The sequence below is a fragment of the Caballeronia sp. LP006 genome (assembly GCF_031450995.1).
Classification (GTDB): Bacteria; Pseudomonadota; Gammaproteobacteria; order Burkholderiales; family Burkholderiaceae; genus Caballeronia.
In genome coordinates this window covers 2,144,545-2,159,356 of record NZ_JARTVW010000005.1, presented here as the reverse complement: position 1 = coordinate 2,159,356, position 14,812 = coordinate 2,144,545, and the positions used below count along the sequence as shown (strand labels likewise).

The window sequence follows — 14,812 nt, the reverse complement described above, 5'->3', positions numbered from 1 at the left end:
GCTATAATTTACGGTTCTCACCGCGCCGGGACCGTGATTCACATGCAACTGCGCCGACTGACGAGCCGTCCGAGGTAACGAGTCAAGTACCCGCGAAGTACAAGACGAAGTACCCGCGAAGTACAAGAACTACGTCCGAAAGACATAAGCCGGACGGAATGCAGCGCACAAGCAAATCACGCGCTGCCGGACAAGCTCAGTCGGAACAGCATTGCGTCAAAGACGGCCTGCCGAGCCACGACGCCTCCTTATCCAGAATGTTCTGGATGGACTCAGGCCTGCTTCGACGGCGCATAACCAAGATACCTCTATGACTCGCGCCCTACGCAATATCGCAATCATCGCCCACGTCGACCACGGCAAGACCACGCTCGTCGACCAGTTGCTCCGTCAATCGGGCACGTTCCGGGAAAACCAACAGGTCGCCGAACGGGTCATGGACTCGAACGACATCGAAAAAGAACGCGGCATCACGATCCTGGCGAAGAATTGCGCGGTCGAATACGAAGGCACGCACATCAATATCGTCGACACGCCGGGACACGCCGACTTCGGCGGTGAAGTGGAGCGTGTGCTCTCCATGGTCGATTCCGTGCTGTTGCTCGTCGACGCCGTCGAAGGCCCGATGCCGCAAACGCGCTTCGTGACCAAGAAGGCGCTCGCGCTCGGGCTCAAGCCCATCGTTGTCATCAACAAGGTGGACCGTCCGGGCGCGCGTATCGACTGGGTGATCAACCAGACGTTCGATCTGTTCGACAAGCTGGGCGCGACCGAAGAGCAGCTCGACTTCCCGATCGTCTACGCGTCGGGCCTGAACGGCTATGCCGGTCTCGACCCCGAAGTGCGCGAAGGCACCATGCGTCCGCTCTTCGAAGCCATTCTGGAACACGTGCCGGTGCGCCCGTCGGACCCAGATGGTCCCCTGCAACTGCAGATCACTTCGCTCGACTACAACTCGTATGTCGGCCGTATCGGCGTGGGTCGCGTGGCGCGCGGCCGTATTCGCCCGGGCATGCAAGTGGCCGTGCGTTCGGGTCCGGACGGCGCGATCATCAATCGCAAGATCAATCAGGTGCTGTCGTTCCACGGCCTCGAGCGCGTGCAGGTCGAGGAAGCGCAAGCAGGCGACATCGTGCTGATCAACGGTATCGAGGAAATCGGTATTGGCGTGACCATCTGCGCGCCGGAAAATCCCGAAGCGCTGCCCATGATCACCGTCGACGAACCCACGCTCACGATGAACTTTCTCGTGAACTCGTCGCCGCTCGCGGGCAAGGAAGGCAAGTTCGTGACGAGCCGCCAGATTCGCGACCGTCTCACGAAGGAACTGAACCACAACGTGGCGCTGCGCGTGAAAGACACGGGCGACGAAACCACGTTCGAAGTGTCGGGTCGCGGCGAACTGCATCTGACCATTCTGGTCGAGAACATGCGCCGTGAAGGTTATGAGCTCGCCGTCTCGCGCCCGCGCGTGGTGCTGCAAGAAATCGACGGCGTGAAGCACGAGCCGTATGAAAACCTGACGGTCGATATCGAAGACCAGCATCAGGGCGGCGTGATGGAAGAACTCGGCCGTCGCAAGGGCGAAATGCTCGACATGACGTCCGACGGCCGTGGCCGTACGCGTCTCGAATACAAGATTTCGGCGCGCGGTCTGATCGGTTTCCAGAGCGAATTCCTGACGCTTACGCGCGGCACGGGTCTGATGAGCCATACGTTCGACTCGTACTCGCCGGTGAAGGAAGGTTCGGTCGGCGAACGTCGCAACGGCGTGCTGATCTCGCAAGACGATGGCGCCGCTGTCGCCTATGCACTGTGGAAGCTGCAAGATCGCGGCCGCATGTTCGTGACGCCGGGCGACGCGCTGTACGAAGGCATGATCATCGGTATCCATAGCCGCGACAACGACCTGGTCGTGAACCCGATCAAGGGTAAGCAGCTAACCAACGTGCGCGCATCGGGTACGGACGAAGCCGTGCGTCTCGTGCCGCCGGTTCAGCTGTCGCTGGAATACGCGGTCGAGTTCATCGACGACGACGAACTCGTCGAGGTGACGCCGCAGTCCATCCGCCTGCGCAAGCGTCATCTGAAGGAACACGAGCGTCGTCGCGCGAGCCGTGAAGGCGCAACCGACTAATGCGTTCGTTCGCATGCAAGTGACAAAGCCGCCTTCGGGCGGCTTTTTTTATCTCATCGCTAAAGCTTCCGAAAGTGCTGCCGACGCGCGCGCAATAACATCGCTTGCTTATCGCGCGAATGCCCGCACATCTGCGTTGCAGAAGGGCGAAGCCGAGGCTCCAAGGTGCGACCACCTGTCATATGACGATTGGTTCTGTGCTATGCTAATCGGATTAGCTGTCGCTTTTTAGGTCCTTCCAAGCAGACTTGATTCGCGCAATCCGCTAAACGGTCAGGCCGTGGCGCGGAAGGTTTCTTAACCCGCACTTCCTCGAGAAACTCGAAGAAAGGTGAGCGTAAAATGATGAAGCAATTCCAGTCGAACTCCTATTTGTTCGGCGGTAACGCTCCGTACGTTGAAGAACTGTACGAGCAATATCTAGACAATCCGGCGTCGGTCCCCGAGACCTGGCGCACCTATTTCGACGCGCTTCAGAACGTGCCAGCATCCGACGGCACGGCTCAGAGCGACGTGGCTCACGGCCCTATCGTCGAATCCTTTGCGCAGCGCGCGAAGTCCAACGCCTTCGTTCCTCGTGAAGGCGGCGGCGAAGATCTCGCCACCGCGCGCAAGCAGGTCTACGTCCAGTCACTGATCGGCGCATATCGCTTCCTCGGCTCGCAACTGGCCGACCTCGATCCGCTCAAGCGCCGCGAGCGTCCGCATATTCCTGAACTCGAACCTGCGTTCTACGACTTCACCGAAGCCGACATGGACCAGACGTTCAGCGCCACGAACCTGTATTTCGGTTTCGAGCGCGCGAGCCTGCGCGAGATCGTCAAGGCATTGCGTGACACGTATTGCGGCAAGATCGGCGCCGAATACATGTACATCAGCGACCCCGAACAAAAGCGCTGGTGGAAAGAGAAGCTCGAGTCGACGCGCTCGACGCCCAACTTCTCGAACGACAAGAAGAAGCACATCCTGAATCGCCTGACGGCCGCCGAAGGCCTCGAGCGTTTCCTGCACACCAAGTACGTCGGTCAGAAGCGCTTCTCGCTGGAAGGCGGCGAGAGCTTCATCGCGTCGATGGACGAAGTCGTCCGTCACGCAGGCGCGAACGGCGTGCAGGAAATCGTCATCGGCATGGCGCACCGCGGGCGTCTGAACGTGCTGGTCAATACGCTCGGCAAGATGCCCGCCGACCTCTTCGCCGAATTCGAAGGCAAGCACGTCGATGACCTGCCGGCTGGCGACGTCAAGTATCACAAGGGTTTCTCGTCGGACGTCTCGACCGATGGCGGCCCGGTTCACCTGTCGCTCGCGTTCAACCCGTCGCATCTGGAAATCGTGAACCCGGTGGTCGAAGGGTCGGCCAAGGCGCGGATGGATCGCCGTGGCGACGAAGAAGGCCTGCAAGTGCTGCCGGTGCAGATTCACGGCGACGCCGCTTTCGCGGGCCAGGGCGTCGTGATGGAAACGCTGAACCTCGCGCAGACGCGCGGCTACGGCACGCACGGCACGCTGCATATCGTCATCAACAATCAGATCGGCTTCACGACCTCGGACCCGCGCGACTCTCGCTCGACGCTGTACTGCTCGGACGTCGTCAAGATGATCGAAGCGCCGGTGCTGCACGTGAACGGCGACGATCCCGAAGCCGTGGTGCTCGCCACGCAGCTCGCGATCGACTTCCGCACGAAGTTCCATAAGGACGTGGTCGTCGATATCGTCTGCTTCCGCAAGCTCGGTCACAACGAGCAGGACACGCCGGCGGTCACGCAGCCGCTGATGTACAAGACCATTGCCAAGCATCCGGGCACGCGCGCGCTGTATGCCGAAAAGCTCGTGCAGCAAGGCGTCATCACGCCCGAAGTCGCGGACGAATACGTCAAGGCGTACCGCACGGCAATGGACGAAGGTCACCACACCATCGACCCGGTGCTCTCGAACTATAAGAGCAAGTACGCGGTGGACTGGGTGCCGTTCCTGAATCGCAAGTGGACCGACGCGGCCGACACCGCCGTGCCGCTCGCCGAACTCAAGCGGCTGGCCGAGCGCATCACGACGATCCCGGAAAACTTCAAGGTGCATCCGCTCGTCGAGCGCGTGATCAACGATCGCCGCGCCATGGGCCGTGGCGAAGCCAAGCTCGACTGGGGCATGGGCGAGCATCTCGCGTTCGCGTCGCTGGTCGCTTCGGGTTATGCGGTGCGTCTGACGGGTCAGGACTCGGGCCGCGGCACGTTCACGCACCGTCACGCGGTGCTGCACGATCAGAACCGCGAGCGCTGGAACGACGGCACGTACATTCCGCTGCAGAACATTGCCGAAGGTCAGGCCAAGTTCTCGGTGATCGACTCCGTGTTGTCCGAAGAAGCCGTGCTCGGTTTCGAATACGGTTATTCGACCGCCGAGCCGAACACGTTCGTCGCGTGGGAAGCGCAGTTCGGCGACTTCGTGAACGGCGCGCAAGTCGTGATCGACCAGTTCATCTCGTCGGGCGAAGTGAAATGGGGCCGCGTCTCGGGTCTCACCATGCTGCTGCCGCACGGCTACGAAGGCCAAGGTCCGGAGCACTCGTCGGCGCGTATCGAACGTTTCCTGCAGTTGTGCGCGGATCACAACATGCAAGTGGTGCAGCCCACCACGCCGGCTCAAATCTTCCATCTGTTGCGCCGCCAGATGATCCGCTTGTTCAGAAAGCCGCTGATCATCGCCACGCCGAAGTCGCTTCTGCGTCACAAGGAAGCCGTGTCGGACTTGTCGGAACTGGCGAAGGGTTCGTTCCAGCCGGTCATCGGCGAAGTGGACGAGGCCATCGACGCGAAGAAGGTCAAGCGCGTGGTCGTCTGCTCGGGCCGCGTGTATTACGACATCGTCGCGCATCGCCGCGAAGCGAAGAGCAACGACGTCGCCATCGTGCGTATCGAGCAGCTCTATCCGTTCGCGCACAAGCAGTTCGACGCGGAACTCAAGAAATACGAGAACGCGACCGAAGTGGTCTGGGTGCAGGACGAGCCGCAGAACCAGGGCGCCTGGTTCTACATCGAGCACCATCTGCGTGAAGGCATGAAGGACGGCATGAAGCTCGCATATAGCGGCCGTCCGGCTTCGGCTTCGCCCGCGGTCGGTTACTACGCGAAGCACTACGAGCAACAAAAGGCGCTCGTGGAAGGCGCGTTCGGCCGCCTCAAGGGCGCGCAGGTGATCGCGAAGTAACACGGCTTGACGGGACCGCGCGGGCGAGGCTCGCCGGTCCCGTACGCGAAACGCGCATCGAATGCGGCGTCAGGTCGCCGTGCATCGCGTCGCTCGCATTCATACAGACACGTATCAGGACAAAACAGAAATGGCTATCGTAGAAGTCAAGGTTCCCCAGCTTTCGGAGTCGGTTTCAGAAGCGACCATGCTGCAGTGGAAGAAGAAGCCGGGCGAGGCTGTCGCCCAGGACGAAATCCTCATCGAAATCGAGACCGACAAGGTCGTGCTCGAAGTGCCTGCACCGTCCGCCGGCGTGCTGGCGCAAGTCATCAAGCATGACGGCGATATCGTCGCCGCCGATGAAATCATCGCGAAGATCGACACCGAAGCCAAGGCCGGTGAAGCACCGGCCGCCGCCGCCGCTGGCGACGCGGAAGTGAAACCGGCGCCCGAAGCCGAGCCTGCCGCCGCATCGGCTGCTGCTCCGGCGGCCGCGCAAGGTTCGGCGCAAGCCACGGGCGGTGCAGCATCGCCTTCGGCCACGAAGATTCTGGCCGAGAAGGGCGTTTCCGCGGACCAGGTTGCAGGCTCTGGCCGCGACGGCCGCATCACGAAGGGCGATGCACTCAGCGCTTCGGCATCCTCCGCTGGCGCGCCCGCCAAGGCTGCTGCTCCGGCGCCCGCCGCCGCACCGGCTCCGGCTGCCGCACGCGCCGCGAAGCCGTCGCTGCCGGACGTGAAGGCGCCCGCATCGGCGGATCAGTGGCTCAAGGATCGCCCGGAACAACGCGTGCCGATGTCGCGTCTGCGTGCGCGTATCGCCGAGCGTCTGCTCGAATCGCAGCAGACCAACGCCATCCTGACGACGTTCAACGAAGTCAACATGGCGCCGGTCATGGATCTGCGCAACAAGTACAAGGACCGCTTCGAAAAGGAACATGGCGTGAAGCTCGGCTTCATGTCGTTCTTCGTGAAGGCCGCCGTGCACGCGCTGAAGAAGTTCCCGCTCGTGAACGCGTCGATCGACGGTAACGATATCGTCTATCACGGTTACTTCGACATCGGTATCGCGGTCGGTTCGCCGCGTGGTCTCGTCGTGCCCATTCTGCGTAATGCAGATCAGATGAGCCTTGCCGACATCGAAAAGAAGATCGCCGAATTCGGTCAGAAGGCGAAGGACGGCAAGCTGTCCATCGACGAAATGACGGGCGGCACGTTCTCCATCTCGAATGGCGGCGTGTTCGGCTCCATGCTGTCGACGCCTATCATCAATCCGCCGCAGTCCGCGATTCTCGGCGTGCACGCCACGAAGGAACGCGCCGTGGTGGAAAACGGCCAGATCGTGATCCGCCCGATGAACTATCTGGCGCTGTCTTACGATCACCGCATCATCGACGGCCGCGAGGCCGTGCTGTCGCTCGTCGCCATGAAGGACGCGCTGGAAGATCCGGCTCGTCTGCTGCTCGACCTGTAAGCGTAGAACGCATGTTGCCCTGGTGCGCGCGATAGGCTCGCGCGCACCGTGAAGGGCGTCTCCGCATGAGCGGAGTCATATCAAGGGAAAGTCATGTCCAAGGAATTTGATGTCGTCGTGATCGGCGCGGGCCCCGGTGGCTATATCGCGGCCATTCGCGCAGCGCAGCTCGGCAAGTCGGTTGCGTGTATCGAGAAGTGGAAAAATCCGGCGGGCACGCTCAAGCTCGGCGGTACGTGCCTGAACGTGGGCTGCATTCCGTCGAAGGCGCTGCTCGCGTCGTCGGAAGAGTTCGAGAACACGGCGAAGCATCTGGGCGATCACGGCATCAGCGTGTCGGACGTGAAGCTCGATGTCTCGAAGATGCTCGCGCGCAAGGACGGCATCGTCGAGAAGATGACGAAGGGCATCGAGTTCCTGTTCCGCAAGAACAAGATCACGTGGCTCAAGGGTCACGGCAAGTTCGCCGGCAAGACCGACGCCGGCGTGCAGATCGAAGTGTCGGGCGAAGGCGAAACGGAAACGGTCACGGCGAAGAACGTGATCATCGCCACGGGTTCGAAGGCGCGTCATCTGCCGAATATCCCGGTCGACAACAAGATCGTCGCCGACAACGAAGGCGCGTTGTCCTTCGACGCCGTGCCGAAGAAGCTCGCCGTGATCGGCGCGGGCGTGATCGGTCTGGAACTGGGTTCGGTGTGGCGCCGTCTCGGCGCGGACGTGACCGTGCTCGAAGCGCTGCCGCAGTTCCTCGGCGCAGCGGACGAAGCGCTCGCGCGTGAAGCCGCGAAGCAATTCAAGAAGCAGGGCCTCGACATTCACCTCGGTGTGAAGATCGGCGAAGTGAAGACCACGGAGAGCGGCGTTTCCATCGCGTACACGGACAGCACGGGTAATGCAAAGACGCTGGAAGCGGACCGCCTGATCGTGTCCATTGGCCGCGTGCCGAACACGGACAATCTCGGTCTGGAAGCAATCGGCCTGAAGGCCAACGAGCGCGGTTTCATCGACGTGGACGAACACTGCGCGACCGCCGTGCCGAACGTGTACGCAATCGGCGACGTGGTGCGCGGCCCGATGCTCGCGCACAAGGCGGAAGACGAAGGCGTGGCGGTGGCCGAGATCATCGACGGTCAGAAGCCGCATATCGACTACAACTGCATTCCGTGGGTCATCTATACGGAACCGGAAATCGCGTGGGTCGGCAAGACCGAGCAGCAGCTCAAGGCGGAAGGGCGCGAGTTCAAGTCCGGCCAGTTCCCGATGATGGCCAATGGCCGCGCATTGGGTATCGGCCGTGCGGATGGCTTCGTCAAGATGATCGCGGACGCGAAGACCGACGAGATTCTCGGCGTGCATATCATCGCGGCCGACGCGTCGGACCTGATCGCGGAAGCCGTGGTGGCGATGGAGTTCAAGGCGGCCGCCGAAGACATCGGCCGCATTTGCCATCCGCATCCGTCGCTTTCCGAAGTCATGCGCGAAGCGGCGCTCGCAGTCGATAAACGCGCGCTGAACATGTAAGTTCGCCGGGTCTGGAAGGACCCGGTCGGACCCGGCCGGACTCGGCCCGGCTCGGCCGGCATCGCAACGAAGGCGAGCGGATCAAACCGTTCGCCTTCGTCACATTCAACGGCATCAGCGCTACAAGCCGCATCATGAACGTCACCGAATACTACGAAAACGAGCTGCGCACGCGGGGCTATCGATCGGACGAGGCGCAGCTCGCGGCGGTCGCGCGGCTGCAGCGCTGTTACGACGAATGGATCTCTTATAAGTCGCGCCGCTCGAACGCGATCATGAAGTTTCTCGTGCATCCGGAGCTGCCGCGCGGCGTGTATCTGTGGGGCGGCGTCGGGCGCGGCAAGAGCTTTCTGATGGACAGCTTCTATGCGGTCGTGCCGGTGCAGCGCAAGACGCGTTTGCATTTTCACGAGTTCATGCGCGAGGTGCATCGCGAACTGGAAGACCTCAAGGGCCAGGCCGATCCGCTCGACGAACTCGCGCGGCGCATCGCGAAGCGTTACCGGCTGATCTGCTTCGACGAATTCCACGTCTCCGATATCGCCGACGCGATGATTCTTTATCGCCTGCTCGATCGCCTCTTCACCAACGGCGTGCAGTTCGTGATGACGTCCAATTACGAGCCGGACACGTTGTACCCGGAAGGCCTGCATCGCGACAGGCTGCTGCCGGCTATCGAGCTCATCAAGAAACATCTCGACGTCCTGAATGTCGATGCCGGCACCGACTATCGCAGACTGACGCTTTCGACCGTGCAGGCCTATCACGCGCCGCTCGGCGCGGCCGCGGATAAAGCCTTGCGCGACGACTTCGCGAAGCTCGCCGCCGTGCCGGACGAAAGCCCGCTGCTGCATATCGAGAAGCGCGAGCTCAAGGCACTGCGTCGCGCGGACGGCGTCGTCTGGTTCGATTTCGCGACCTTGTGCGGCGGACCGCGTTCGCAAAACGATTACCTCGAACTCGCGAGCCGCTTTCACGCCGTGATTCTGTCGGACGTGCCGCAGATGTCGCCGCGCATGGCATCGGAAGCGCGTCGCTTCACGTGGCTCATCGACGTGTTCTACGACCACAAGGTCAAGCTGCTGATGTCGGCGGCGGTGCCCGCCGAAGACCTGTACGTGGAAGGACCGATGGCCAATGAATTCGCGCGCACGGTATCGCGCATCGTGGAAATGCAGTCGAAGGAATATCTGGAGTCGCCGCGCCGTCTATCGGATATCTCACTGACCTAATACCGAGAAACCAAAAATAGCCGTTCAGCCAATTGGCGTAAGGCTTGTCGGGCTTTTTCAAGATTAGGAGGACTCTTATTTCCCCGCTTTGGTGCGCTCGGTATCGTTGCCGGGTACAGTAAATTGGAGAAATTAACGTGAAGCCCTACCGCGACATGTCCGACGAAGAATGGCAAATGGTGGCGCCATTGCTCCCCGAGCTGAGGCCGCGTTCCGAACTGCGCGGTCGGCCGCTCGCCAACACTCGCGCCGTGCTAAATGGCGTGCTCTGGGTCATGTATAGCGGCGCGTCGTGGTCCACCATGCCGCGCAAATACCCGTCGTATCAGACGTGTCACCGGCGCTTCAAGGCGTGGCACGAATCGGGCGTGCTGCTGCGCGTGATGACGCAGTTGTTCGGCCCGGCAGGCGAGTCCCTTTACGCGTTGATGACTTCTCGCATGCGCGTTCCGGCGGAGCTTCCATCGCTCATGGAAGAAAGCGTCGAAGCGGAACGCCGCGCTGCGTGACATCGGCCACGTGCGAAGCGTCTGCAAAGCGTCTGCAAAGAGGATGCAAAACGAAAACCGGCCTTGGCCGGTTTTTTCATTTGAGCGAGATCACTGACGCAACCATGTCTGCGAGCGCCCCAGGAGCGACACGCCGATATACCCGCGCACCACGAGTTTCTGTCCGCCGTCCTCGAGCTTCATCTTGCACTTGTAGAGCTTGCCGTTTTCAGGGTCGAGAATCTGCCCGTCTTCCCAGGTGTCGCCGTTCTGCCTGAGACCGGTGATGATGGTCATGCCTTTCACCAGTTGATCGCGCCGCTCGTCGGTGCAGGCCGTGCAGCGCCGCTCCGGATGATCGAATTCGCCGATGCCGCGCACCACGCGGCCCGACAACTGGCCGCTGCCGTCGTCGACGATCTGAATGATCGCCTTCGGCTTGCCCGTGGCATCGTCGATAGTCTGCCATGTGCCAACGGGCGTAGGCGCTTGCGCAAACGCGCTTGCCGCCGACAACGCGAAGAGCGCAGCGGCGCATGCGCGGCTGATCGCACGCTTCATAGGGTGTCTCCTTTCTTAATCGTCATCCCGCGCGCTGGTACGGCGGGTCGCGTCAGCATACGAGAAAGCCGTATCTGCGTCTGAGAGGAAACGTTCTAGCCAACAACGCGCTACCGTGCGCCGCGCAAGCCGGCTTCGAGCGTGGCGAAGGTGCGGGCGTCGGTGCGATCGAAATTGAGCGGCGTCACCGCAATGCGTCGGGCCGCCACGTTCGCCGTCTCGCTGTCGGGCGCATTCTCACGTGCGCCGCGTTGAAAGCGTAGCCAGTAGTAATCGAGACCGCGCGGGTCGACTTCCGCGATGACGTCGATACCTTCCACGAGCCCGACGCCTTGCCGCGTCACGGTAAGCGGACCGGCGGCTTCTGCATCGCAATCGGGGAAATTGACGTTGAGACACGTCGGCGCGTCGTGCGAGATGGCGAGCAACTGACGGATCACGCCGGGCGCGAGCGCGCTCGCCGTGTCCCAGCGCACGTTGTCGCGATCTGAAAATGTCTGGCTCAACGCGATGGACGGCAAGCCGAGCAGCAAGCCTGTCATGGCTGCGCCGACCGTGCCGGAGAACATGGTCTCGACACCAAGATTCGCACCGCGATTGATGCCGGAAAGCACGAGATCGGGCGGCGCGTCTTTCATGAGATGGCGCGCGGCCATCACGACGCAGTCGCCGGGTGTGCCTTGCACGCCGAAGCGCCGTTCGCCCTGACGCGACACGCGCAACGGCGAATGAAGACTGATGGAGTGCGACGTGCCGCTCTGATCGTGCTCGGGTGCGATCACCCAGACTTCGTGCGCGATTTCGCGGGCGACGGCTTCGAGCACGGCAAGGCCGGGGGCGTCGATGCCGTCGTCGTTGGTGAGCAGCACACGTTGAACGATGGGTTCAGTAGCGGACATCGCGAATCACTCCTTGGTCGGTTGTGAATGGGATCAACCGATTATTACAGAGATCGCGACGCCGAATGAGTGTCGAGCGCGTGCCAAGCGCGTGCCAAGCGCGCGTCTTTAGCGAACGCCCAACCCGCGCAATACGGCATTGCCGTCTTCGGTCAGCCGGACTTTCGGTGCGCCCGCTTCGGGAGACACGATTTCGACGTAGCCATATTCCTGCAACGAAGCGACATCCGGCGTCGCGGCCATGGCGTCGATCGGCGCGTGCAAAAGCAAAAGCAGCGTGGCGATTTCGTGATGGCTGAGCAGCCGTTTGATGGCCCGCACGGGCGCCGAAGCGGAAGCTAAACGGAGGTTCATGGACCGAACTCCTTGGTTGTTACATGACGATTCTGGGCGCCGGTGACATCCGGCAGCCGACGTTGATGTCGATGAAGTCCGGCAAGGTTAGAAGCCGATTCTTAGGCGAAACTTAAAATTAACCGATGCCGGGAAATCGCGCTTGTTACAGCGTGTGTCGTCAAGTCAGCGAGCACTTCAGAGCGCCGCCATCAGAAGCGATAGTCGGGATTTTTCGGGTCGAACGTCAGGTCGTCGAAGGGCTTGGGATCGATGCGTTCGAGCACGATGCTTTCGAACTGCTCGCCGTCGTTATCGAACGATTCGATGCTGCGCAAAAGCGGACGCGTCAGATCGAGACCGAGCACTTCGCGCTTGGCGTAGAAGTCGGGCTGGCCGCTCGGCGTATCGTAGGTGAGGGCGACGACGCGCACACCGTCGATAGTCCGCACATCGACGCTGGCCGGCCGCGTGATGCCCGCTTCGATGAAGCGGCGGCCTTCGTCGATGAAACGCTGCGTAATGGCGTCGATGCTGAGTTCGCGGATCGAATGATTCGACTGCGCGCGCGCAAAGGCGCCGTCGATCTTCGTCCACATGGGCACCACGCCGAACAGCCCGCCCAGATGCCCGTATAGCTCACGGGGACGCGTCGAATCGTCGTAGATGATCTCCTGGCCCGCATGCGCGCCGTCGGGCAACCATTTGGCGTAGATGCGCAGCGGTTCGCGCGTCACGCGCACGAGCATGTGGTCGGCGCGCTTCGGCCATTTTCCCTTCACGCGTTCGCGCCGCCACATGGTGAATTCGCACGATGCAAAGCGGTGCGTGCCCGCGCTCAAGTAACGCGGCAGCGTGTGAGGATCGAGCGACTGGAAGAGGGTGACGAGTTGCTCGGTGTCGAGCGCCGCAAGCTCGCCGCTCGCCGCTGCGCCGGTCAGCCACGCAACCTGCTGATCGGCATCGAGCGTGGCGACGCGGTCCGCGCCAACCTGTGCGTACGCGTGCGATTCGAACAGCGCGAACATCGCGAGCAGCAGAAAACACAGGCTCGCACAGGCGAGCCGCCAGTTCGTGATGCGGCGCAATTGCACTGACGGCACTGGCGGCACTGGCGGCATGAGTTCTCCGATTGGACCAGTGATGCTACTCCTTAAGCTTCGCGCGTTCAGCATCGCGTAATTCGCGTCGCAAAACCTTGCCGATGGTCGAAAGCGGCAGCGAATCCCGAAACTCCACGAACGCCGGCATCTTGTAGCCCGTCAGATGTAAACGGGCGAAGGCGAGGACTTCTTCCACGGTGAGCGTGGCGTCGCGCCGCACGACGAACACCTTCACGCGTTCGCCCGTCACCGCATCGGGCACGCCGATAGCCGCTGCCGAATGCACTTTCGGATGCGCCGCGAGCACGTCCTCGATCTCGTTCGGATACACGTTGAACCCGGACACGATCATCATGTCCTTCTTGCGATCGACGATACGAACGAACCCGCGCGCGTCCATCACGCCGATGTCGCCGGTGGCGAGCCAGCCGTCCGCGCCGATGATCCGCGCGGTCTCGAGAGGCCGATTCCAGTAGCCTTTCATCACTTGCGGGCCCCACACGCAAAGCTCGCCGCGTTCGCCGATGTCGGCCCATACGCCGTCTTCGCGGCGCATGCGCACGAGCGTGGAAGGCACGGGCAGACCGATGCTGCCATCGAAAGCCATGTTGTCTTCGACACCGATGGGACTCGCGCATACGAGCGGCGAGCATTCGGTGAGCCCGTAACCCTCGGTGATCGACAGGCCCGTGAGCTTCGCGAAGCGTTCGGCGACGCCGCGTTGCGTGGCCATGCCGCCCGACATCGCAAGCTTGAGCGCGGAGAAGTCGCGCGCGCGGAATTCGTCGTTGTCGAGCAGCGCGTTGTAGAGCGTGTTGAGCGCGCTGATCGCGGTGAAGTTCTCACGGCGCAGCGCGCGCAATGTGCTGAGATCGCGTGGATTGGCGATCAGCACATTGCGCGCGCCGATGCCGAGGAACACGAGCGCATTCATCGTCAGCGAATAGATGTGATAGAGCGGCAGCGGCGTGACCACCGTTTCGGCGCCATCGACGAGCCTCGCGCGCGCCCACGCAAGCGCCTGCATCACGTTGGCGATGACATTGCGGTGCGTGAGCATCGCGCCCTTCGCCACGCCCGTGGTCCCGCCGGTATATTGGATGAAGGCGATATCGCCGTGCCCGATGCGCACCGGTTCGAACTTGCGCCTGGCGCCGCGCGCAAGTGCCTGCCGCAAGCCGACCGCCTCGGGCAGCGAGTACGCGGGCACGCTCTTCTTGACGTGACGCAGAAAGAAATCGATTGCCTGACCCTTGAGGTTGAGGCCGTCGCCGAGCAAGTCGCCGAGCGTGCTCACGATCACATGGCGGATGCGCGTGCCGCGCTGCGCGTCCTGCAATGTTTTCGCGAAAGGCTCCGCGACGACGATGGTCTGCGCGCCGCAATCCTTCAACTGATACGCGAGTTCGCGCGCCGTATAGAGCGGATTCACGTTGACGACGATCGCGCCCGCCGCAAGCGCGCCGAAGAGCGTCACGGGATAGGGCAGCGAGTTGGGCATCATGAGCGCGACGCGATCGCCGGGTTTGACGCCGAGCTCTTGCAAATACGAAGCGAACGCCAGCGCCTTATCGCGCAGCGCGCCGAACGTGAGTTCGGAGCCGAGGCTCACATAAGCGACGCGATCGCGAAAGCGCTCGACCGCTTGATCGAAGAAATGCGTGAGCGAACGGTAACGCGACGGATCGATATCGCGCGGCACGCCCGCCGGATACGAGGCATGCCAGATGCCATCCGTGCAATGCGGCTCGACAGCCCCGCGCGGCGATGCCGGTGCCGGACTCATGGTTTGTCTCCGTTGGCGCGGGTTGTATGCGCCTTATGTTTGTCATGCTGCTTTGTGTTTTGCTGTGCTTCGTGCTTCGTGCTCGCGTT

The 14,812-nt window shown here is 62.0% G+C and carries 11 protein-coding genes; 6 read left to right on the top strand and 5 right to left on the bottom strand.

Going from position 1 to position 14,812, the window contains the following annotated elements; genetic code table 11:
- The first annotated feature begins 310 nt into the window (after window positions 1-310).
- The 6 genes from typA (at window position 311) to P9250_RS26610 (ending at window position 10,062) form a co-directional block, all read left to right on the top strand.
- Entirely contained in the window at window positions 311-2,137 is a 1,827-nt protein-coding gene (gene typA, locus P9250_RS26635; protein WP_244825397.1) for a translational GTPase TypA, read from the top strand.
- 342 nt (window positions 2,138-2,479) lie between these two features.
- Window positions 2,480-5,341, top strand: a complete 2,862-nt coding sequence (locus P9250_RS26630) for a 2-oxoglutarate dehydrogenase E1 component (protein WP_244825396.1) — start codon at window positions 2,480-2,482, stop codon at window positions 5,339-5,341.
- Window positions 5,342-5,471: 130 nt separating this feature from the next.
- Window positions 5,472-6,797 carry a 2-oxoglutarate dehydrogenase complex dihydrolipoyllysine-residue succinyltransferase gene (odhB, locus tag P9250_RS26625; protein WP_250465031.1) on the top strand — a complete coding sequence of 442 codons (1,326 nt, stop codon included), beginning with the start codon at window positions 5,472-5,474 and terminating at the stop codon, window positions 6,795-6,797.
- Window positions 6,798-6,890: 93 nt separating this feature from the next.
- Window positions 6,891-8,321, top strand: a complete 1,431-nt coding sequence (gene lpdA / locus P9250_RS26620) for a dihydrolipoyl dehydrogenase (RefSeq protein WP_310396055.1) — start codon at window positions 6,891-6,893, stop codon at window positions 8,319-8,321.
- Window positions 8,322-8,455: 134 nt separating this feature from the next.
- Window positions 8,456-9,553 (top strand): cell division protein ZapE, encoded by a 1,098-nt coding sequence (zapE, locus tag P9250_RS26615; RefSeq protein WP_310396052.1) that lies wholly within the window; start codon window positions 8,456-8,458, stop codon window positions 9,551-9,553.
- A gap of 137 nt (window positions 9,554-9,690) precedes the next feature.
- Complete coding sequence (locus P9250_RS26610; protein ID WP_244825392.1) at window positions 9,691-10,062, top strand: transposase; 372 nt, start codon at window positions 9,691-9,693, stop codon at window positions 10,060-10,062.
- A gap of 90 nt (window positions 10,063-10,152) precedes the next feature.
- On the opposite strand, the gene P9250_RS26605 is transcribed toward P9250_RS26610, so the two are convergent.
- The 5 genes from P9250_RS26605 to P9250_RS26585 form a co-directional block, all read right to left on the bottom strand.
- Window positions 10,153-10,602 carry a DUF2147 domain-containing protein gene (locus P9250_RS26605; RefSeq protein WP_244825391.1) on the bottom strand — a complete coding sequence of 150 codons (450 nt, stop codon included), beginning with the start codon at window positions 10,600-10,602 and terminating at the stop codon, window positions 10,153-10,155.
- Between the two features lie 110 nt (window positions 10,603-10,712).
- The gene (gene surE / locus P9250_RS26600; RefSeq protein WP_250525925.1) at window positions 10,713-11,501 is read right to left on the bottom strand and encodes a 5'/3'-nucleotidase SurE; all 789 of its coding nucleotides are present in this window, start codon (window positions 11,499-11,501) and stop codon (window positions 10,713-10,715) included.
- A gap of 108 nt (window positions 11,502-11,609) precedes the next feature.
- Window positions 11,610-11,855: a hypothetical protein gene (locus tag P9250_RS26595; protein ID WP_244825389.1), complete on the bottom strand. Its 246-nt coding sequence runs from the start codon at window positions 11,853-11,855 to the stop codon at window positions 11,610-11,612.
- 191 nt (window positions 11,856-12,046) lie between these two features.
- On the bottom strand, window positions 12,047-12,955 hold the full coding sequence (locus tag P9250_RS26590) for a DUF1571 domain-containing protein (RefSeq protein ID WP_310396049.1): 909 nt from the start codon (window positions 12,953-12,955) through the stop codon (window positions 12,047-12,049).
- 25 nt (window positions 12,956-12,980) lie between these two features.
- A complete protein-coding gene (locus P9250_RS26585) occupies window positions 12,981-14,723 on the bottom strand; it encodes an AMP-binding protein (RefSeq protein WP_310396047.1) in 1,743 nt (580 codons plus the stop codon).
- Between the last annotated feature and the right edge of the window lie 89 nt (window positions 14,724-14,812).